Here is a 20497-nt window from a genome sequence, read left to right as displayed (position 1 = left end):
TCAGGAGGATGCTGGGGAGGGGAGATGGGTGCCGATGCGCACAGGAAACGAGCCCTTGCACGCACGCAGCCCGCTGAGAATGCGGTGTGGGCTGGCGTTGTGGGGACTGCTATGGGCCATCGCCGGGACCGTCGCCTTCGTCATGGTCGGCCGTCCCCAATGGGCGGCAGCCTGCGCCGCCCTGGCATTGGTAGCAGTCACGGACCTGGCCATGGTGATCCGCCACATCCACCAGGGACCGCACTACCAGCCCGGCAGGGACATACCGCCCTACGAGCCCGACCGAGGCCGGAACGACGTATTCGGCATGCGCAACGACCGGGGCCGCCGACGCGGCTCACGACCGTAGCGGATCACCGGCCGATCGCCCGCCGGGCGGACATCACCCACGAGCGACGCGCTGATTGACGCCGCCAACCACAGCTCACGCGTCGAGCGCGGGCGATACGCCGATGGCCTGGCGAGGCGCCAAGCACACCACCATGCGATGCGCCTCACACACGACGCGCTGTGCGCAGCGCGTCGAGCACGACTTCACAGCGACGCATTCCCATCCCAGGAGGTGATGCATGAGCGCGAGGCGATCCACGCGTGCAACGCAGTGCCTGCCCTGCTGATCCGTTCACACCACCCGCACTTCCCTGCGCGGCTCACGCCCAACGGTTCACGCACGGCACATCATGCACGGCACATCACGCACGGAAACCGTCGCGGAGGGGGCTGGTTGCGACTGGTGGCGAGGTGCGCTGGAGCAGCAGAGAGTCAAGGTCAAGCCCGGAGGTCGACCGCCGCGCGGAGTTCGACTACCGGTGACCGCCAACAGCTGGGCGTGCACGCCCGGTTCGACTCCACAAGACACGCGGGCCCCAGGCCGGCCACGGCACGTGGAGCGAAGTAGACCGAAGCGAGGCACAGTACACGGGCGCCAAGCGACAGGTGCGCGAGGTGAGGTTGGGGTGGGGGGCGCGATGGAGGGGTGGAGAGGGTTCGCGGGGGTGGGGTGGGGGCGGGGGGGCGGGGGGGGCGGGGGCGGGCCCCCGGGGAGGACGAGCGGAAAGGCTCACAACAAGCAGCAACCGCCCCCACTCCCCCACCATCCCTAGCCCCACCCACCTACCCCCCGCTACACCTTACTTCCCCCGTTATCCCCATTGGAGGCGAAACGGGCAGCCGCAAGGAATTCGGGGCGTGGCTCCAAGGCCGCTGCGAGGCGGAAGTGGCGAAGTGCTTCATCGGGGCGGCTGGCGCGCTCCAGGGTGCGGCCGAGGGCGAAGTGCGCGAAGGCGTTGTCCGGTTCACGTTCCAGTACGATCTGGAATTCCAGCTCTGCGGGCCGTAGTTGAGCGGAGAGAAAGAAAGCGCGAGCGCGCAGCAAGCGGGCTGCGGTGTTCTCGGGGTGTGCGGTGATGACCGAATCCAGCAGCCGGATCGCACCGCGCGGGTCTCGGGCTGCCAGCAGTTGCTCCGCGGCGCGGTAGTCGATGACGTGCGTCTCGGGACTGCGCTCAGGCACGGCCGTCTCCTCTCCGTTGTCGTCGGTGCAGGGCCGCAGGCGACCATGCACCGTACGGTGGTACGTGCGGCACAACACTCGCGTCTGTCGCGGCATTCCCCGGCAGAGCCGGTCCTATCCCCGCGCGCCCGACCGACGTCGGTCCCTCACGCCGACGCCGGCGTCGGTGCACTCGCCATCAGAGGCTGGTCAGAGGCTGATGTGGTACGCCTTGCGCAACGTCTCGTGCACGGTCCACTGGGTGCGGTCGCCTTCGCGCAGGACGCAGGCATCGCCCGGTCCTACTTCGAGTACCTGGCCGCCTTCGATCTCGATGGTCGCTCTGCCGCTGACGACCACGAACAGTTCGTTCGCCTCGGTGTCTGTGACCACACCCGGTGTGATCTGCCAGATTCCGCGGATCTGACGGCCGTCCGGAGACTCCCACAGCGCCTTGCCCGTCACCACCGGCTCGCCCGAGACGACCTGTTGGGGGTCGAGGGGCTCGGGCTCCAGGTCGGCGTCCGCGATGCCCGGGATGTTGACAACGAACGAGGCGGGAGAGGGCGCGGGAGTCGAGGCGGGAGAGGGCGCGGGTGATGCAGAGGACACGGGATGCGCGGGAGGCATGGACGGCGTGACCGAATCGGAGGGTGCGCAGGAGGCGGACGGCGCGCGTGACGCGTCCCCGGCGGGAGCCGGTCCGGAGCCGTCGTGGGCGGAACCGGGTTCGGTGTCGGCGGTCCTGGGCTCAAGATCGTCAGTTGTCATGGCGGTGAGGCTATCCCCCGGCTTCAGGCATCCCGCAGACGCTCCCACACCTCACGGACCTGGGGCTCCAGGGCCTCCAGCGGACCGTCGTTGTCGATCACGAGGTCCGCGACGGCCAGCCGCTGTTCACGGGTGGCCTGCGCCGCCATCCGCGACTTCGCCTCGTCCTCCGACATCCCCCGCAGGCGCACCAGCCGGTCCAGTTGGGTCTGCGGTGCGGCGTCGATGACGACGACCTTGTCGTAGAGCGGTGCCAGGCCGTTCTCGGTGAGCAGCGGCACATCGTGGATCACCACCGTGTCCGGGCCGGCCGATGCTTCGAGTTCGGCGGATCGTGCGCCCACCAGCGGGTGCACGATCGCGTTCAGCGCCTTCAGCTTCTCCGGGTCGGAGAACACGATCGCGCCCAGCTTCGGCCGGTCCAGGGTCCCGTCCGGGGCGAGTACGTCCTCCCCGAACTCCTCGACGACCGCGGCGAGTCCGGGCGTACCCGGCTCGACGACCTCGCGTGCGATCTTGTCCGCGTCCACGATCACCGCGCCGTACGACGCCAGCAGTCGCGAAACCTCACTCTTGCCCGCACCGATCCCGCCGGTCAGCCCCACCTTCACCATGGCCCCACGCTATACGGCCCGTGGGGCAGCGCGGAGCCGGGGCGGCGCCCCGTGTGCGGCCCGCGGGATGGGCTGGTGTCCGGGGCCGGCTGATGCTCGCGCCGGCCGGCTCTCAGCCATGAACCGCTCCACGCCGATACTTCGGCGGGGCAGCGCGAGGCTGTCTGCGTACGACGGCCCGCCGTCCCGGCCTCAAGGGCCGGGCCGTAAAGTCCCCGGGCTCCCGGCCCGGCACGGAGCCCGCCACCTCAGCTTCGGTCACCCGCCCGGTCGCTGTCCTCCGGCCCTGCCCCTCCCTTCAGCTGTGCCCCTCGCCCACCGGTCTCAGAGTCCGCCGCCCCCGTCGGATTCGCGCTCCGCGAGGAAGCGTTCGAATTCCCGGCCGATCTCGTCGGCCGTGGGCAGCTCCACCGGCTCGGCGACGAGATTGCCCCGGGTCTCGGCCCCGGCCACCGCGTCGTACTGGTGCTCCAGCCCGCTTACCAGGGCGACCAGTTCCTCGTCGCCCTCGGAGATCTGCCGCTCGATCTCCTCCTGCGTGCGCAGTGCCTCCGTGCGCAGCGCATGTGCCGCGTTCGGCAGCACCAGGCCGGTCGCTGCGGTCACCGCTTCGAGGGCCGTGAGCGCGGCGTCCGGATACGCGGACCGGGCGATGTAGTGCGGCACATGCGCCGCCACGCCCAGTACGTCGTGCCCCGCCTCGGCCAGCCGGAACTCGATCAGTGCCTCGGCGCTGCCGGGCACCTGGGCCTCGTCGAAGAAGCTGCCGTGCCCCGGCATCAGGTCCGTGCGGTTGCCGTGCGGGGTGAGGCCCACGGGGCGGGTGTGCGGCACGCCCATCGGGATGCCGTGGAAGTTGACCGAGAGCCATACACCGAGCCGCTCGACTATCTGGCGGACGGCCGCCGCGAAGCGTTCCCATTCCACATCCGGTTCGAGGCCGGACAGCAGCAGGAAGGGGGCGCCCGTCGCGTCCTCGACCAGCCGCAACTCGATGCCGGGGATCTCGTACGCGGTCCAGCGGTGGCTCTCGAACGTGAGCAGCGGGCGCCGGGCCCGGTAGTCGATCAGCCGGTCGTGGTCGAAACGGGCGACGACCCGGTGGGACAGGCCGGTCAGCAGCCGGTCCACGATCTGGTCGCCGGTTTCGCCGGCGTCGATGTAACCGTCGAAGTGGTACAGCAGCACAAGACCGGCGGAGTCCCTGGCGGTGATCGCCTCAACCGCCGCGAGCCCGCTCGGCTCCCATTCGTACAACCCCTGGGGATCCAACACAGTGACCGCTCCTCCTCGTGTCCGTGAGCAAGAACGCCCGGGGCCGGCCCGGCATTCCCGGACCCGTCGCGCAAGCGAAGCCTGTCCGAAGACGCACGCCTCGGCGCCCGCGTTTCCACGCCGCGCGTCCACCCCCGCTCCCCCGGCCACCCTCATCCCCACCTCGTCCCGGTCACATCCCTGATCGCCCACAACACCTGGGTGAATTAGTGGAGTTGTCGCTGCACCAACCACCCCGAGGTACACGCCCATTGGTCCGCACCTGCAGCTCGCCACGTCCCTCGCGAATTGCATGTCCGCCCAACGTTCATGCAGGGAAGGGAAGTTGACATGTGTGTCCGGTCGGCCGCTGACTGCAGTCTCCGCCGGCCCGTCCCTGGCAGCGGGTACCGTCCGCACCGTCACGACGTCCGTCCGGACAGGGCGGCCTACTGGACCGGCAAGGGGGAACGCCTACCAGCGGTAGGGAGGGGAGCGTGATGGCTGTCCGGACCGGTGTCGTCTTCGATTTCGATGCGGTCACTGCTCGCGGCCTGGCCACGGAGGGCGTGTACTTTCGCGATTCCGGGAAGGGCGGGCCATCCAGAACTCCGCCGTCCACGACGCCTCTCGAGCCTCTTTCTCTCAGAGCCTCAGGAGGGCGTGGAAGGGTGAGGGTGGTCTACATCGACAGGACGGGCAGCTCGGGCGGTGCGGGCGGCAGGACCGGCGAGAGGGTCAACGAGCGACATCGTGCAGATTCCGATCCCAGCGTTCGCCCCCGTTCCCCAGCGCTCCATCCCGGCGTTCCATCCCGGCGTTCCCGCCCGGCGTTCCAGCCCGGCGTTCTGGTGGGCCGCAGGGAGCCTGGCCGGTGCGCCGCAGGGCGGTGCGCCGCGATGTGCCACCCTGCGGCGCGACGTATACGACGAAGGCCCGCTCCCCGGAGGGAGCGGGCCTTCGCCCTTCAGCTAGCTAGTGCGCAGCGGGGTGGAGCGTCAGCTCTGGCCGCCGGCCAGCTTCTCGCGGAGCGCGGCGAGGGCCTCGTCCGACGCCAGGGCGCCGGAGTTGTCCGCCGACTCCGAGGAGTACGAGCCACCGGAGACGTTGCCGCCGCCGGCCTGGCCGCCACCGGCCGCCGCGGGAGCCGCAGCGCCCTCGGCCGCGGCCTGCTCGTCGGCCTCGCGGGACTTGATGACCTGGGCCTGGTGCTGCTCGAAGCGCTGCTGCGCCTCGGCGTACTGCTGCTCCCACGCCTCGCGCTGGGCCTCGTAGCCCTCCAGCCAGTCGTTGGTCTCCGGGTCGAAGCCCTCGGGGTAGATGTAGTTGCCCTGGTCGTCGTAGGACGCGGCCATGCCGTACAGGGTCGGGTCGAACTCGACGGCCGACGGGTCGGCGCCGAAGGACTCGTTGGCCTGCTTCAGCGAGAGGCTGATGCGGCGGCGCTCCAGGTCGATGTCGATGACCTTGACGAAGATCTCGTCGTTGACCTGGACGACCTGCTCCGGGATCTCGACGTGGCGCTCGGCCAGCTCGGAGATGTGGACCAGGCCCTCGATGCCCTCGTCGACGCGGACGAACGCGCCGAACGGGACGAGCTTGGTGACCTTACCCGGGACGACCTGACCGATCTGGTGGGTCCGGGCGAACTGCTGCCACGGGTCTTCCTGGGTGGCCTTGAGCGACAGGGAGACGCGCTCGCGGTCCATGTCGACGTCGAGGACCTCGACGGTGACCTCCTGGCCGACCTCGACGACCTCGGAGGGGTGGTCGATGTGCTTCCAGGAGAGCTCGGAGACGTGCACCAGGCCGTCCACGCCACCCAGGTCCACGAAGGCACCGAAGTTGACGATGGAGGAGACGACGCCGGAGCGCACCTGGCCCTTCTGGAGGGTGGTGAGGAAGGTCTGACGGACCTCGCTCTGGGTCTGCTCCAGCCAGGCGCGGCGGGACAGGACCACGTTGTTGCGGTTCTTGTCCAGCTCGATGATCTTGGCTTCGAGCTCCTTGCCCACGTAGGGCTGCAGGTCGCGAACGCGGCGCATCTCGACCAGGGAGGCCGGGAGGAAGCCGCGGAGGCCGATGTCGAGGATGAGACCACCCTTGACGACCTCGATGACGGTACCGGTGACGATGCCGTCCTCTTCCTTGATCTTCTCGATGGTGCCCCAGGCACGCTCGTACTGGGCGCGCTTCTTCGAGAGGATCAGGCGGCCTTCCTTGTCCTCCTTCTGGAGAACAAGGGCTTCGATCTCGTCACCGACGGCGACGACCTCGTTGGGGTCGACGTCGTGCTTGATCGAGAGCTCACGGCTCGGGATGACGCCTTCGGTCTTGTAACCGATGTCGAGCAGGACCTCGTCCCGGTCGACCTTCACGATGACGCCGTCGACGATGTCGCCGTCGTTGAAGTACTTGATCGTCTCGTCGATCGCGGCGAGGAAGGCTTCCTCGTTACCGATGTCGTTGACCGCAACCTGCGGGGTGGTGGCGGTGGTCTCGGTGCTGCTCGTCATGTGGGAAAGGGCTCCGGTACGGACATTGAAGTCGTAGGTACTGCTACGCCGAGAGCCGGTATCGCCTCTGCATAAGCCGGACAGCGTCAGAGGCGCACCCTCCGGAAGCCCCGCAAAGGCGGAGCGACCCGAAACGCCTCGAAAACCGAGGGGACATTCATACAGATGCGAGCGCGGCCTGCTCCGTCTGAGGCGCGCAGGCCCGCAGCGCAACTTGTAGCATACGGGGGCAGCCGGAGACGGTCAATGCGCGAAGGCGCACACCCGGGGCGGAACGCCCCATAACCGGCACACGCGATGTTCCGCGAGGTCGTACAGCCTCGCGGCCCCCGCTGCGACAAGCACAGCGAAGACTACGACGACGGGCGCGATGAACCAAGAGTACGAGCCGGAGGCGACCCGCCGTGACGCCTCGGACGCCGAGAGCAGCCGGGCCAGCCGGGGCTGGTGGGACCGCAACGCGGACGAGTATCAGAGCGAGCACGGAGCGTTCCTCGGCGACGACCGGTTCGTCTGGGGGCCCGAGGGGCTCGACGAGGCGGACGCCGCCCTGCTGGGTCCGGCCGCGGAACTCAAGGGGCGCCGCGTGCTGGAGATCGGGGCGGGCGCGGCGCAGTGCTCCCGCTGGCTGGCGGCGCAGGGCGCGCTGCCCGTGGCGCTGGATCTCTCCCACCGGCAGTTGCAGCACGCGCTGCGGATCGCGAACGGGGCGGAGGGGGACGCCGTCGCGTTGGTGGAGGCGGACGCGGGGGCGCTGCCGTTCCGCGACGGCTGCTTCGATCTGGCCTGTTCCGCCTACGGGGCGCTGCCGTTCGTCGCGGATCCGGTGCGGGTGCTGCGGGAGGTGCGGCGGGTGCTGCGGCCGGGCGGCCGGTTCGTCTTCTCGGTGACGCATCCGATCCGCTGGGCGTTTCCCGACGAGCCGGGGCCGGAGGGGCTGTCGGTGGCGGCGTCGTACTTCGACCGGACTCCGTACGTCGAGCAGGACGAGGCCGGGCGGGCGGTGTACGTGGAGCATCACCGGACACTGGGCGACCGGGTGCGGGATGTGGTGGCGGCCGGTTTCCGGCTGGAGGACGTCGTGGAGCCGGAGTGGCCCGACTGGAACACCCAGGAGTGGGGCGGCTGGTCGCCGCTGCGCGGGCATCTGATCCCGGGGACGGCGATCTTCGTGTGCACGGCGGGGGCGGCGTAGCGGCTCCGGGCCGGGGCGGCGGGCGGGTACCGGTTTGCGGGGCGGCAGACTGGGGTCGTGACGCTCCCCCTCCCTGACGCCGGGGGTACCCCTGGTGCCGCCGCCCTTGCCCAGTTGCCCGTGCGCAGTGCGCTGCCCGCGCTGCGTGCCGCCCTCGACGGGGCCGGCGCGGCGGTGCTGTGTGCTCCGCCCGGTACCGGCAAGACGACGTTGGTGCCGCTGGAGCTCGCCGGGCTGACGGGCGGCGGGCCGCGGCGGCGGGTGGTGGTGGCCGAGCCGCGGCGGATCGCGGCGCGCGCGGCGGCGCGACGGATGGCCTGGTTGCTGGGTGAGCAGGTCGGCGGGTCGGTGGGTTTCACGGTGCGCGGGGAGCGGCGCGCGGGGGCCCGTACGGCGGTGGAGGTGGTGACCACCGGGGTGCTGCTGCAGCGGTTGCAGCGGGATCCGGAGCTGGCCGGGGTGGACGTCGTGGTGCTGGACGAGTGCCATGAGCGGCATCTGGACGCGGATACGTGTGCGGCGTTCCTGCTGGATGTGCGGGAGACGCTGCGGCCGGAGCTGCGGCTCGTGGCGGCGTCGGCGACGACGGACGCGGAGGGGTGGGCAAGGCTGCTGGGTGGTGCCGGGGGGCCGGTTCCGGTGGTGGAGGCGGCGGGGGTGTCGCATCCGGTGGAGGTGCTATGGGCGCCTGCGGAGCGGCCGGTGGCGCCGGCGCACGGGATGCGGGTGGATCCGGCGCTGCTGGCGCATGTCGCGGGGGTGGTGCGGCGGGCATTGCGTGAGCGGGCCGGTGATGTGCTGTGTTTCCTTCCGGGGGTCGGCGAGATCGGGCGCGTCGCGGGGCAGTTGGCGGGTGTGGACGCGGAGGTGCTGCAGGTGCACGGGCGGGCGCCGGCGGAGGTGCAGGACGCGGTGCTGGCCGGCGGGGGCGGTGTGCGGCGGGTGGTGCTGGCGACCTCTGTGGCGGAGTCGAGTCTGACGGTGCCGGGGGTGCGGGTGGTGGTGGACAGCGGGCTGGCGCGGGTGCCGCGGCGGGATCATGCGCGGGGGCTCAGTGCGCTGGCGACGGTGCGGGCGTCGCGGGCGGCGACTCGGCAGCGGGCGGGCCGGGCCGGGCGGGAGGCGCCGGGGGTGGTCTACCGGTGCTGGTCGGAGGGGGAGGACGGGCGGCTGCCGCGGTTCCCGGATCCGGAGATCAGGGTGGCCGATCTGACGGCGTTCGCGCTGCAGGCGGCGTGCTGGGGGGATCCGTCGGCGGAGGGGCTGGCGCTGCTGGACGCGCCGCCGGGCGGGGCGCTGGCGGCGGCGCGGGAGGTGCTGGCGGCGATCGGTGCGGTGGACGGGGCCGGCCGGGCGACGGAGCGGGGTGTGCGGATGGCGCGGCTCGGTCTGCATCCGCGGCTGGCCCGTGCGCTGCTGGACGGCGCGCGGGAGGTGGGGGTGCGGCGGGCGGCGGAGGTCGTGGCGCTGCTGAGCGAGGAGCCGCCGCGGTCCTATGGGGACGATCTGGCGGCGGCGTGGCGGACGGCGCGCCGGGGTGGCGATGCGTACGCCGCGCGGTGGCGGCAGGAGGCGCGACGGCTGGTGTCGGCCGTCGGCGAGCCGGAAGCCGGGGCGGGGGCCGCGTCGGGGGCCGGGGATCGGCTGCCGGTTTCGGCGGGCGGGGCTGGGGCGGGGTCGGACGATGCGGTCGCGGGTCTCGTTGCGGCGTTGGCGTTTCCGGAGCGGGTGGCGCGGGCGCGCGGGGCGGGGAGTTATCTGATGGCGTCCGGGACCGGGGCCGAGCCGGCGGGTGCCGGTGACGGGTCGCGGTTGCGGGATGCGCGGTGGCTGGCGGTGGCGGTGGCGGACCGGCCGGTGGCGGCGGCGTCCGCACGGATCCGGCTCGCGGCGGTGATCGACGAGGAGACCGCCCGCGCGGCGGCCGGGGCGCTGTGTTCCTCCGGGGAGGAGGTGCGCTGGGCGGACGGGGATGTGGTGGCGCGGCGGGTGACCCGGCTGGGGGCGATCGAGCTGGCGGCCCGGCCGCTGGGTGCGCCGGATCCGGGGCTGCTGCGCGCTGCGGTCGTCGACGGCCTGTGGCGGGAGGGGCCGGGGCTGCTGCGGTGGACGGCCGACGCGGCCGGGGTGCGGGAGCGGATGGCGTTTCTGCACCGGGAGTTGGGGGATCCGTGGCCGGATGTGTCGGATGCGGCGCTGCTGGAGCGGCTGGAGGACTGGCTGGGACCGGAGCTCGGGCGGGCGCGGCGGCGGGCCGACCTGGAGCGGGTCGACGCGGGGCGGGCGCTGGTGCGGCTGCTGCCGTGGGCGACGGGTGAGGCGGTGCGGTTCGAGGAGCTGGCGCCGGAGCGCCTGGCGGTGCCGAGCGGTTCGCGGGTGCGGGTGGATTACGGGGGCGAACAGCCCGTACTGGCGGTCAAGTTGCAGGAGTTGTTCGGGTTGCGGGAGTCGCCGCGGGTGGCGGGCGGGCGGGTGCCCGTGCTGGTGCATCTGCTGTCTCCGGCGGGGCGGCCGGCGGCGGTGACGGCGGATCTGGCGTCGTTCTGGCGGGACGGCTACCGGTCGGTGCGTGCGGAGTTGCGGGGGCGCTACCCCAAGCATCCCTGGCCGGAGGATCCTTCGACGGCGGAGCCGACGCGGCACACGGCGGCGCGGCTGCGGCGGGGGTGACGGGGGCGAGGGGCCGTCCGGCGCGGTGGCGGTGTCGCGGCGGCCACGGCCGGGCGGGTGGGTGGGTCGACTGCGGCCTCCGGGCGGTGCGTTGCCGGTCCGGGTGGTGCGGGCGGCGCGCCCGGTGGGTGGTCACATGCTGTGTCGATGCCATGCCTCCACGTTACGGGCTGCCACTGACAACGCCCGCTGCCTGCGCCGTTTCCGTTTCTCCGGTCGCCTTCCGCGGGTGCCGGCCGCGGGCTTCGAGGAGCAGGCTGAGGGCGAGCAGGGCGGTGCCGAGGGTCAGGAAGCCCCAGGGGAGGTAGCTGGTGAGCAGCAGGACGAGGGTGCGCTGGGCGGTGACCTGGGCGACGGTGGACCTGACGTAGTCGTCCCGCATCCTGACGTGGCCGGCGAAGGCGGTGACGGTGCCGCCGCCGGGCAGCAGTTGGCCGCCGCGGAGTTCTTCCTTGTGGATTTCCTCGCCGTTGACGGGAGCGCCGGTGACGGGGTCGACCCAGAACATCCGCGTGGTGGTGTACCAGCGGGTGGTGCCCGTTTTCTCGACGGCCTGGGGGGTGATGCCCTTGACGGGCATCTTCTTGGGGAGCGGGACCCTGGTCCAGGGGATGGTCTGCTCGAAGTAGTAGACCTTCAGGCCGTGGAAGGTGCGGGTTCCCTTGTAGTGGATGGGGGCGGAGGTGCGGGTCTGGGCGTCGAAGTAGGTGTAGTCGCGCTTCTGGGTGAGGAACGGCCATTTGTACTCGATGCCGGCGCGGCGTACGGGGTCGCCGTCGACCGTCTCGCCGGTGGCGTGGACGGGTTCCTGGGAGTGGGCGTCGAAGATGTAGCGCTCGGGGACCTCGGAGACCATGTTGCCGTCGGGGCCGGCCACGTAGGAGAGGGCGTCCCAGACGACGACGTCGCGGCCGGCGGTCTGTTTGATGCGCCGGGCTTCGGCGACGTTGCCCTTGAGGGTCTGGACGATGGTGACCTTGGGGACCTGCTTGGCCTTCATGGTGCCGTAGTCGATGAGGGTGGCGGGGGCGGCCTCCAGGACCATGTCCTGGTATTGGCCGGGCGGGATCTTGGCGAGTCGGGGGAAGGCGTACCACCGCATCAGGGGGGACAGGGCGGTGAAGAAGACGGCGAAGGCGAGCAGCACGAGGCTCGCCGTGCGGCGCATCCCCTTGGCCGGGGCGGGGTGCCGGGTGGGCGGGGTTCGGGGCATGGCGGTGGCGTCCCTCCCTCAGGGGTGCTCGGGGACGGTGGTCAGCAGCGGTTTGGGGGAGGTGTGGCCCTGGGGGGCGCCGAGGGCGGTGAGGGCGAAGACGAGGGCGAGCGCCGCGGCGAGTCCGACCGCGGCTGCTGTCAGGGCGCGCATGGCGGTCCTCCCGGAGAACTGAGCTGATGCAGCGTCAGGGCGGGGGCACCGTAGCAACGGCGGGCGGAGATGAGAACACGTTGCACCGCCGTCCCGCCCCGGGGCGGGGGGCGGGACGGCGGTGCGGCGGGTGCGGGGCCGGGTGCGGTCAGGCGCCGGCCGGTGCGGTGACGGTGAGTTCGACGGTGAGGACGGCACCGTCGGCGGTGGTCAGCCGCAGCTGGAACGTGCCGGGGTGGGCGTCGGTGTAGATCTTCGGGAGGGTGAGCCGGCCGTCGGCGTCCGTGGTGAGGGTGGTCAGGGTGCGGACCGGCTTGTCCTTGTCGGCGCCGGTGGCCTTGGGGTCCTTGAAGTACGGGCCCTTGTCGTTCTGCACGGGCTTCTTCGGGTCGCCGGTGACCATGGTCGCGGTGACCGCCACCCCGGCCGCGGCCTTGCCCCGGTAGGTGGCCCTGATCTCGACGGCGTCGTCCGCGTAGGCGGTTCCGGCGGTGGTCCGGAGCTTCTTGGCGGAGGTGCGGGCGAGTGTGTCGGCCTTCGGTGCCGGCTTGGCCGTGACGGTGGCGGCGAAGTCGACGGGGGGCACGTCGCGGCCGACGGCGGTGGCGCGGACGGCGAAGGCGCCGGCCTTGTCGCCCGCGCGCAGCCGGGGGGCGGTGGCCAGGCCGTCCTTGCCGGTGGTGACGGTGACGGCGGTCGCGTTGCCGGGGAAGCGGGCCGCGGTGTCGCCGCTGAGGGTGAAGCGGATGGGGGCGCCGGCGACCGGCTTGCCCGCGGCGTCCTTGGCGCGGACCTGCGGGGAGGTGGCGAACTCGCCGCCCGCGGTGGCCGTGAGCTCCTTGCCGTCGCCGCCGTCCTTGCCGCCGGCCCGTTCGAGGGCGGTGAGCGGCGCGGGTTCGGCCGGGGGCGTCGGCGTGGGCGTGGGCTTCGGCGTGGGCGTAGGCGTGGGCTTCGGGGTGGGGGCCGGGGTGCCCGGTTGGTGCGGGGTGCCTCCGGGCGCCGGGGGCCGGCCGTTCGGGGCACCGGCGCCGCGGTCGGGGTGCGTCGCGCCGCCGCCCTGCTTGCCCTGCTCGCCCCGTCCGGTGCCGCCGCGCCGTACGGGGACCGTGCCCTTGCCGTCCGGGACCTCGTACGTGCCCTTGCGGTAGAACGCGTACCAGGACAGCACCGTGCGGAGGTAGTCGGTGGAGTCGTTGTAGCCGAGGACGGCCCGGTCCAGGTCGGCCGGTACGGTCAGGTCGCGGCCACCGGCGCAGAGGTAGTGGCCGGCCGCGAGGGCGGCGTCGAAGATGTTGTTGGGGTCCTTGATGCCGTCGCCGTTGCCGTCGGCGCCCCAACCGGTGCCGTCGGGGCCGCCCTTGGACCAGGTCGACGGGAGGAACTGCATCGGGCCGACGGCGCGGGCGTAGACGGAGTCCCCGTCGTAGCGACCGCCGTCGGTGTCGGGTATCAGGGCGAAGCCGTGGCGGCCGTCGAGCGCCGGGCCGAGGATGGGCTGGAGGGTGGTGCCCTGGGCGTCGACCGCTCCACCGCGGGCCTGGCCGGATTCCACCTCGCCGATCGCGGCGAGCAGCTGCCAGGGCAGCCGGCAGCCCGGGGCCGAGGCGTGGATGCGCGCCTCGGCGCTCTTGTAGGCGGCGAGGACGGTGGCCGGGATGCCCGCCTGGGAGGGGCCGGTGACGACCTTGCCGGCGCCGGAGTGGCCCGAACCCTTGGGCGGTGCGGGGCTGTTGCGGGGCGGCGGATCGGTGTAGTACGGCGAGCCGCCGTCGATGGGGGTGTCGGCGGGCGGCGTGGGGGTGGCCTGTTCCCGGTGGGCGGCGCGGGCGGCGGCGCCCGGTGTCTGGGAGGCGGTGAGGGAGGCAAGCGCCAGTGCCGCCACGGCCGTCGAGGCCGCTCCCCTTTGGAGCCGCCGCCGGAATGTGGCTGCCATCAGTGCCGTACCTCCGCGTTGACCTGCCGCGCGCCTACCTGTCGCGGGTGCCTGACTGCCGTGTGGTGCGTCGCCGTCGTGCGGGACGCCGCATGGGCGCCCCCGGTGCCCAACTCCGGTGACACTACGACAACTCGGTCCGCACGGCCACCACTCCGCTTGGCCACATATACCACTCACATCGGTCACATAATGATCCGAATCGATCGAGGAGCCGCAGATGCCGTTCACCCTCAGTCATGCCGCCGCTGTCCTTCCGTTCATCCGGCAAACCGGCGCCGCTCGCGGCCCGTTGGTCGCCTCCGCGCTGGTCGCGGGCTCCTTCGCACCGGACCTGCCGTTCTACACGGACACCGTCGTTCCGGGCGGTATGGCGTTCGGCACGGTCACCCATTCCCTGCCCGGCGTGCTGACCGTGGATGTCCTGATCACCGCGGCCCTGGTCGGCGGCTGGCTGCTGCTGCGCGAACCGCTGCTGGCGCTGCTGGCGCTGCTGCCGCGAGCCGGGCGGGGACGGCTGCACGCCTTCGCCCGCGGTCGCCCCTGGACGCCGCTCGGGACCCGCGAACGGGCGGTGCTTGCGGGCTGGTTCTTCCTGTCGGCGGTGCTGGGATCCGTCACGCATGTCGTCTGGGACGCCTTCACCCACCCCGGCCGCTGGGGCACGCAGCTGGTGCCCGCGCTGAACACCGTGGTGGGCGACCGGCCGATCGCCATGTATCTCCAGTACGGGACGTCGGCGCTGGCGCTGGCGGGGATCGGGGGGTTCCTGTGGGCGGTGCTGCGCGGCGAGCCGGGCGGTACGACGGCCGGCGACCCGGCTTCCGGCGCCGGGGCGGCCGGGCCCGACGGAGCCGCCGTACCGGCTGCGCCGGTACCCGCGGTGCCCGAACCGGCGCTGCGGCTGCGGCTGTTGCTGACCGCGCCGGTCGTGGTGTGCACGCTGCTCGGCGGCGCCTACCGCACCGCACGGGCGTATGCCGTCCACGGCGCGACGGTGGGCTGGTTCGACTATGTCCCCGACCTGCTCTTCGGTGCGGGCGCGGGGCTCGTGGCGGGACTACTGGGGTACGCGCTGGCCGTGCGGCTCCTCCAGCGGCGCGCGCCTCGGGGGCGGGCGGCGGACGGGGGCGTGCCGGGGCAGCCGTCGGGGGCGGGTGCGGAGCCGGCGGCCTGACCTCCGGCCCCTGCGCACGACGGCGCGGCCCGTGCCATGAGCACGGGCCGCGCCGTCGTGTTGGGCCGTGGGGACGCGCCGTCCTGTTGCGCTTCGGGGCAGGCCCTGGGGTCTGCCCGATGGGGTCGGGGGCGGGAAGGGCCTGGGGGCGGTCCGACCCCGGCCCATCGGACGGCACACCTAGTGCGCCGCGGACTCCCAGTCCTTGCCGTAGCCGACCGAGACGTCCAGCGGGGCGCTCAGCTCGACCGCGCCGGCCATCTCGCGGCGGACCAGCTCCTCGACCTCGGTGTGCTCCCCTGGGGCCACCTCGACCACGATTTCGTCGTGGACCTGGAGCAGCATCCGCGACGTCAGCTTCGCGGCGCGCAGGGCCGTGTCGACCCGCAGCATCGCGATCTTGACGATGTCGGCGGCGGTGCCCTGGATCGGGGCGTTCAGCGCCATCCGCTCGGCCATCTCGCGGCGCTGGCGGTTGTCGCTGTTGAGGTCGGGGAGGTAGCGGCGGCGGCCGAGCATCGTCTCCGTGTAGCCGGTGGCGCGGGCCTCCTCGACGACGCGCTGGAGGTAGTCGCGGACGCCGCCGAACCGCTCGAAGAAGTTGTCCATCAGCTTGCGGGCCTCGTCGGGCTGGATGCCCAGCTGCTGGGAGAGGCCGAACGCCGACAGGCCGTAGGCCAGGCCGTACGACATCGCCTTGATCTTGCGGCGCATCTCCGGGTCGACCTCGTCCTTGGCGACCGAGAAGACGTGCGAGGCGACGGTGGTGTGCAGGTCCTCGCCGGAGGTGAACGCCTCGATCAGGCCCTCGTCCTCGGAGAGGTGGGCCATCACCCGCAGTTCGATCTGGCTGTAGTCGGCCGTCAGCAGCGAGGCGAAGCCGTCGCCGACGACGAAGCCGCGGCGGATCGCCCGGCCCTCGTCCGTCCGCACCGGGATGTTCTGCAGATTCGGGTCGGTGGAGGACAGCCGGCCGGTGGCCGCCACGGTCTGGTTGAAGGTGGTGTGGATCCGGCCGTCCGCGGCGATGGTCTTGATCAGGCCCTCGACCGTCGTGCGCAGCTTGGCCTGCTCCCGGTGGCGGAGCATGATCACCGGGAGTTCGTTGTCGGTCTGCGACGCCAGCCAGGCCAGCGCGTCCGCGTCGGTGGTGTAGCCGGTCTTGGTCTTCTTGGTCTTGGGCAGGCCCAGTTCGCCGAAGAGGACCTCCTGGAGCTGCTTGGGCGAGCCGAGGTTGAACTCGTGGCCCGCGGCGGCGTGTGCCTCCTTCACGGCCTGCTGCACCGCGCCCGCGAACTGCTGCTCCATCCGCTCCAGCCAGCCGCCGTCGGCGGCGATGCCGGCCCGCTCCATACGGGCCAGCAGCTCGCTGGTGGGCAGCTCCACGTCGCGCAGCAGCTCGGCGGCGCCGACCTCCGCCAGCTTCGTCCCGAACGCCGTTCCCAGGTCGAGGACGGTGCGGGCCTGCCCCATCAGGGCCTCGGCCTCGGCCTCCTCGTCGGCGCCGAACGCCAGCTGGCCGTCGCCGGCCGCGGCGGGGGCGAGGTCGCGCCCCAGGTATTCGAGGGAGAGGGCGTCCAGCGCGAAGGAGCGGCGGCCGGGCTTGACCAGATAGGCGGCCAGTGCGGTGTCCATGGTGACGCCGTCGATGCGCCAGCCGTGCTCGCCGAAGACCCGCATCAGGCCCTTGGCGTTGTGCATCACCTTGGGGCGGGCGGCGTCCGCGCTCCAGGCGGCGAAGGCGCGCTCGTCGGCCTCGTCCAGCTGGGCCGGGTCGAACCAGGCGGCCGGGCCGCCGGCGGCGGCCAGCGCCACCTCGGCGACGCTTCCGCTGCCCAGCGTCCAGACGTCCACGGTGGCCACGCCCAGCGGGCCGGTGCCGTGCTCGGCGAGCCACGGGGCGAGTTCGCCGGTGCCGAGGACGGTGCCGTCCACGGCGACGCCGGCGGCCGGCTCGGCCTGGTCGGCGGTCTCCTCCGCTCCCGGGTCCACGGCGTGCAGCCGGTCGCGCAGGCCCTGGTTGCGGATCTCCAGGGCGTTGAGGAAGACCTTCAGGGCCTCGCGGTCGTATGCCTGGCGGGTGAGGTCGGCGGGGCCGCAGGGCAGTGCGACGTCGCGGACCATCTCGGTCAGCCGGCGGTTGAGCTTCACCGACTCCAGGTGGTCGCGGAGGTTCTGCCCCGCCTTGCCCTTGACCTCGTCGGCCCGCTCCACCAGCTCCGCGAAGGAACCGAACTGGCTGATCCACTTGGTGGCGGTCTTCTCGCCGACGCCGGGGATGCCGGGGAGGTTGTCGGACGGGTCGCCGCGCAGGGCCGCGAAGTCCGGGTACTGGGCGGGGGTGAGGCCGTACTTCTCGGCGACCTTCTCGGGGGTGTAGCGGGTCAGCTCGGAGACGCCCTTGGTCGGGTAGAGGACCGTGACGTCGTCGGAGACCAGCTGGAAGGAGTCGCGGTCGCCGGTGACGATCGCGACCTCGAAGCCCTGGGCCGTGGCCTGGGTGGTCAGGGTGGCGATGACGTCGTCGGCCTCGAACCCCTCCACGGCGAAGCGCTTGACGTGCATGGCGTCGAGGAGCTCGCCGATCAGCTCGACCTGGCCCTTGAACTCGTCGGGGGTCTTGGAGCGGTTCGCCTTGTACTCGGGGAACTCCTCGGACCGCCAGGTCTTGCGGGAGACGTCGAACGCCACCGCGAAGTGCGTGGGCGCCTCGTCGCGCAGGGTGTTCGCGAGCATCGACGCGAAGCCGTAGATCGCATTGGTCGGTTGCCCCGACGCGGTCGTGAAATTCTCCACGGGCAGGGCGAAGAACGCCCGGTATGCCATGGAATGCCCGTCCATCAGGAGCAGGCGCGGACGGCCGCCCGCCGCCGCCTCGGTGCCGGTCGCTTCGCTCTTCTTCGCTGCCTTTGCTGCCACGCCCCCGATCCTGCCACGCCCCACTGACAATCCCCGCCGCGACGGCCTGCGGCGGGGGCACCGGCCGCCGTCCGGGCCGCGCCGGGGCCCGCCGCCCGCGGCCTTCCGGGCGCCCGGAGTGCGGCCGGCAGCACTCCAAGATCCCCCCTACTCCCCCGCCCCCGTCCATGACAGGATCGGAGGCGCACGAATCAGATGTGCACGGCAACGATCGCCGCGATCCGGCGGGGCGGACCCGGCACACGGCTCAAGGGAGAGCGACATGGCAGGCAAGCCGCCCGCGTCGGACCCTGTCCAGGACGCGCCGAAGGTGAGCGCCCCCCAGCGCGCCGCCGCCGGCCTGCCGGCCCTCGCGCACACGCTGCGCGCCGCCCAGCAGCAGATGGGCGTCCGCCGCACCGCCCTCACCCTGCTGCGGGTCAACCAGAAGACCGGGTTCGACTGCCCCGGCTGCGCCTGGCCCGAGGGCGACAAGCGGCACGCCGCCGAGTTCTGCGAGAACGGCGCCAAGGCCGTCGCCGAAGAGGCCACCCTCCGGCGCGTCACCCCGGACTTCTTCGCCGCCCACCCCGTGGCGGACCTCGCCTCCCGCAGCGGCTACTGGCTCGGCCAGCAGGGCCGGCTGACCCACCCCATGTACCTGGCCGAGGGCGCCGACCACTACGCACCGGTCTCCTGGGAGCGGGCGTTCGACATCATCGGCGAGGAGCTGACCGCCCTCGACTCCCCCGACGAGGCCGTCTTCTACACCTCCGGCCGTACGAGCAACGAGGCCGCCTTCCTCTACCAGCTCTTCGCCCGCGAGTTCGGCACCAACAACCTCCCCGACTGCTCCAACATGTGCCACGAGTCCTCGGGCTCCGCGCTCACCGAGACCATCGGCATCGGCAAGGGCAGCGTGCTGCTGGAGGACCTCCACAAGGCCGACCTGATCATCGTCGCCGGCCAGAACCCGGGCACCAACCACCCCCGGATGCTGTCGGCCCTGGAGAAGGCGAAGGCCGGCGGCGCGAAGATCATCTCGATCAACCCGCTGCCCGAGGCCGGCCTGGAGCGCTTCAAGAACCCGCAGACCCCGCGCGGCCTGGCCGGCGGCGGCACCGCCCTGACCGACCTCTTCCTCCAGGTGCGCCTCGGCGGCGACCAGGCCCTCTTCCGCGCCCTCAACCGCCTCATCCTGGAAGCTTCGTCGAGCGCCTCCGGCGCGGGCTCGGGCGCCGTCGACGAGGAGTTCATCCGCGAACACACCCACGGCTTCGAGGAGTTCGCGGCGCTGGCCCGCGCCGGCGACGACTGGTCCGAGACCCTGCGCGCCACCGGACTGACCCGCCAGGAGATCGAGCGCGCCCTGGCCATGGTCCTCGCGTCGCGGCGCACGATCGTGTGCTGGGCGATGGGCCTGACCCAGCACAAGCACTCCGTCCCCACCATCCGGGAAGTCGTCAACTTCCTGCTGCTGCGCGGCAACATCGGCCGCCCCGGCGCCGGCGTCTGCCCCGTACGCGGCCACAGCAACGTCCAGGGCGACCGCACCATGGGCATCTTCGAGCGGCCCGCGCCGGCCTTCCTCGACGCCCTGGAGAAGGAGTTCGGCTTCGCGCCGCCCCGGGAGCACGGCCTCGACGTGGTCCGCGCCATCCGCGCGCTGCGCGACGGGCAGGCGAAGGTCTTCTTCGCGATGGGCGGCAACTTCGTCTCCGCCACGCCCGACACCGAGGTCACCGAGGCCGCGATGCGCCGCGCCCGCCTCACCGTGCACGTCTCCACCAAGCTCAACCGCTCGCACACGATCACCGGCGCCCGCGCCCTGATCCTGCCGACCCTGGGCCGTACGGAACGCGACCTCCAGGCAGGCGGCGAGCAGTTCGTGACGGTCGAGGACTCCATGGGCATGGTGCACGCCTCACGCGGCCGGCTGGCGCCCGCCGGCCCGCACCTGCTGTCCGAGCCCGCGATCGTCGCCCGTCTCGCGCGGCGCGTCCTCGGCCCGGACAGCCGCACCCCCTGGGAGGAGTTCGAGAAGGACTACGCGGTGATCCGCGACCGGATCTCCCGCGTGGTGCCGGGCTTCGAGGACTTCAACGCCCGGGTCGCCCGCCCCGGAGGCTTCGCCCTGCCGCACGCACCCCGCGACAGCCGCAGCTTCCCCACCGCCACCGGCAAGGCCAACTTCACCGCCGCCCCCGTGGAGTACCCCACCGCCCCCGAAGGACGGCTGCTGCTCCAGACGCTGCGCTCCCACGACCAGTACAACACCACCATCTACGGCCTCGACGACCGCTACCGCGGCATCAGGAACGGCCGCCGCGTGGTGCTCGTCAACCCCGACGACGCCCGCCGGCTGGGCTTCGCGGACGGCGCGTACGCGGACCTGGTCGGCGAGTGGACCGACGGCAGCGAGCGGCGCGCCCCCGGCTTCCGGGTGGTGCACTACCCCACCGCCCGCGGCTGCGCCGCCGCGTACTACCCCGAGACCAACGTCCTGATCCCGCTGGACCACACCGCCGACATCAGCAACACCCCGGCCGCCAAGTCCGTGGTGGTACGGCTGGAGCCGGCGCGGCGCGGCTGACCCGCCGCACGACATCCC

Annotated in this window: 14 protein-coding genes; 5 read left to right on the top strand and 9 right to left on the bottom strand. The window is 72.5% G+C overall.

Features of this window, described 5'->3' with window-relative positions; all coding sequences use genetic code 11:
• The first annotated feature begins 34 nt into the window (after positions 1-34).
• Complete coding sequence (locus GR130_RS10125; protein WP_159504397.1) at positions 35-349, top strand: DUF6343 family protein; 315 nt, start codon at positions 35-37, stop codon at positions 347-349.
• 774 nt (positions 350-1123) lie between these two features.
• On the opposite strand, the gene GR130_RS10120 is transcribed toward GR130_RS10125, so the two are convergent.
• From GR130_RS10120 to rpsA, 5 genes are all read right to left on the bottom strand, one after another.
• Positions 1124-1513 (bottom strand): tetratricopeptide repeat protein, encoded by a 390-nt coding sequence (locus tag GR130_RS10120; RefSeq protein WP_159504396.1) that lies wholly within the window; start codon positions 1511-1513, stop codon positions 1124-1126.
• A gap of 189 nt (positions 1514-1702) precedes the next feature.
• A complete protein-coding gene (locus GR130_RS10115) occupies positions 1703-2122 on the bottom strand; it encodes a cupin domain-containing protein (protein WP_236573940.1) in 420 nt (139 codons plus the stop codon).
• Positions 2123-2286: 164 nt separating this feature from the next.
• Positions 2287-2877 carry a dephospho-CoA kinase gene (coaE, locus tag GR130_RS10110; RefSeq protein WP_159504395.1) on the bottom strand — a complete coding sequence of 197 codons (591 nt, stop codon included), beginning with the start codon at positions 2875-2877 and terminating at the stop codon, positions 2287-2289.
• A gap of 324 nt (positions 2878-3201) precedes the next feature.
• The gene (locus GR130_RS10105) at positions 3202-4152 is read right to left on the bottom strand and encodes a PAC2 family protein (protein ID WP_159504394.1); all 951 of its coding nucleotides are present in this window, start codon (positions 4150-4152) and stop codon (positions 3202-3204) included.
• 977 nt (positions 4153-5129) lie between these two features.
• The gene (rpsA, locus tag GR130_RS10100) at positions 5130-6647 is read right to left on the bottom strand and encodes a 30S ribosomal protein S1 (RefSeq protein WP_159504393.1); all 1518 of its coding nucleotides are present in this window, start codon (positions 6645-6647) and stop codon (positions 5130-5132) included.
• A gap of 370 nt (positions 6648-7017) precedes the next feature.
• Here rpsA and GR130_RS10095 point away from each other — a divergent pair, with 370 nt between their 5' ends.
• Both GR130_RS10095 and hrpB read left to right on the top strand, forming a co-directional pair.
• Positions 7018-7842, top strand: coding sequence for a class I SAM-dependent methyltransferase (locus GR130_RS10095; RefSeq protein WP_159504392.1), 825 nt, complete (start codon positions 7018-7020; stop codon positions 7840-7842).
• Between the two features lie 57 nt (positions 7843-7899).
• A complete protein-coding gene (gene hrpB / locus GR130_RS10090; protein ID WP_159504391.1) occupies positions 7900-10512 on the top strand; it encodes an ATP-dependent helicase HrpB in 2613 nt (870 codons plus the stop codon).
• Between the two features lie 163 nt (positions 10513-10675).
• On the opposite strand, the gene GR130_RS10085 is transcribed toward hrpB, so the two are convergent.
• The 3 genes from GR130_RS10085 to GR130_RS10075 all read right to left on the bottom strand — a co-directional run bounded on the left by GR130_RS10085 (position 10676) and on the right by GR130_RS10075 (position 13811).
• Positions 10676-11680: a DUF3068 domain-containing protein gene (locus GR130_RS10085; RefSeq protein WP_159509874.1), complete on the bottom strand. Its 1005-nt coding sequence runs from the start codon at positions 11678-11680 to the stop codon at positions 10676-10678.
• 63 nt (positions 11681-11743) lie between these two features.
• On the bottom strand, positions 11744-11878 hold the full coding sequence (locus GR130_RS10080; protein ID WP_159504390.1) for an SPW_0924 family protein: 135 nt from the start codon (positions 11876-11878) through the stop codon (positions 11744-11746).
• Between the two features lie 148 nt (positions 11879-12026).
• On the bottom strand, positions 12027-13811 hold the full coding sequence (locus GR130_RS10075; RefSeq protein ID WP_159504389.1) for a lytic transglycosylase domain-containing protein: 1785 nt from the start codon (positions 13809-13811) through the stop codon (positions 12027-12029).
• Positions 13812-14031: 220 nt separating this feature from the next.
• Here GR130_RS10075 and GR130_RS10070 point away from each other — a divergent pair, with 220 nt between their 5' ends.
• Positions 14032-14988, top strand: a complete 957-nt coding sequence (locus tag GR130_RS10070) for a DUF4184 family protein (RefSeq protein WP_159504388.1) — start codon at positions 14032-14034, stop codon at positions 14986-14988.
• A gap of 180 nt (positions 14989-15168) precedes the next feature.
• Here the strand turns inward: GR130_RS10070 and polA are convergent, their stop codons facing one another.
• Positions 15169-17907 carry a DNA polymerase I gene (gene polA / locus GR130_RS10065; RefSeq protein ID WP_159504387.1) on the bottom strand — a complete coding sequence of 913 codons (2739 nt, stop codon included), beginning with the start codon at positions 17905-17907 and terminating at the stop codon, positions 15169-15171.
• Positions 17908-18169: 262 nt separating this feature from the next.
• Between polA and GR130_RS10060 the strand changes: the two genes are divergently transcribed.
• Positions 18170-20479, top strand: coding sequence for an FdhF/YdeP family oxidoreductase (locus GR130_RS10060; RefSeq protein ID WP_159504386.1), 2310 nt, complete (start codon positions 18170-18172; stop codon positions 20477-20479).
• The last annotated feature ends 18 nt before the right edge of the window (positions 20480-20497 follow it).

Source organism: Streptomyces sp. GS7, from assembly GCF_009834125.1.
GTDB lineage: Bacteria > Actinomycetota > Actinomycetes > Streptomycetales > Streptomycetaceae > Streptomyces.
This window is presented reverse-complemented; position numbering and strand designations above follow the sequence as displayed.

Bases quoted from the DNA above. Each gene is read 5' to 3' on its own strand.
- GR130_RS10125 (WP_159504397.1), top strand. From the start codon at position 35: ATGCGCACAGGAAACGAGCCCTTGCACGCACGCAGCCCGCTGAGAATG.
- GR130_RS10115 (WP_236573940.1), bottom strand. From the start codon at position 2,122: ATGCCTCCCGCGCATCCCGTGTCCTCTGCATCACCCGCGCCCTCTCCC.
- coaE (WP_159504395.1), bottom strand. From the start codon at position 2,877: ATGGTGAAGGTGGGGCTGACCGGCGGGATCGGTGCGGGCAAGAGTGAG.
- rpsA (WP_159504393.1), bottom strand. From the start codon at position 6,647: ATGACGAGCAGCACCGAGACCACCGCCACCACCCCGCAGGTTGCGGTC.
- GR130_RS10095 (WP_159504392.1), top strand. From the start codon at position 7,018: ATGAACCAAGAGTACGAGCCGGAGGCGACCCGCCGTGACGCCTCGGAC.
- GR130_RS10085 (WP_159509874.1), bottom strand. From the start codon at position 11,680: ATGCGCCGCACGGCGAGCCTCGTGCTGCTCGCCTTCGCCGTCTTCTTC.
- GR130_RS10080 (WP_159504390.1), bottom strand. From the start codon at position 11,878: ATGCGCGCCCTGACAGCAGCCGCGGTCGGACTCGCCGCGGCGCTCGCC.
- GR130_RS10075 (WP_159504389.1), bottom strand. From the start codon at position 13,811: ATGGCAGCCACATTCCGGCGGCGGCTCCAAAGGGGAGCGGCCTCGACG.
- GR130_RS10070 (WP_159504388.1), top strand. From the start codon at position 14,032: ATGCCGTTCACCCTCAGTCATGCCGCCGCTGTCCTTCCGTTCATCCGG.
- GR130_RS10060 (WP_159504386.1), top strand. From the start codon at position 18,170: ATGGCAGGCAAGCCGCCCGCGTCGGACCCTGTCCAGGACGCGCCGAAG.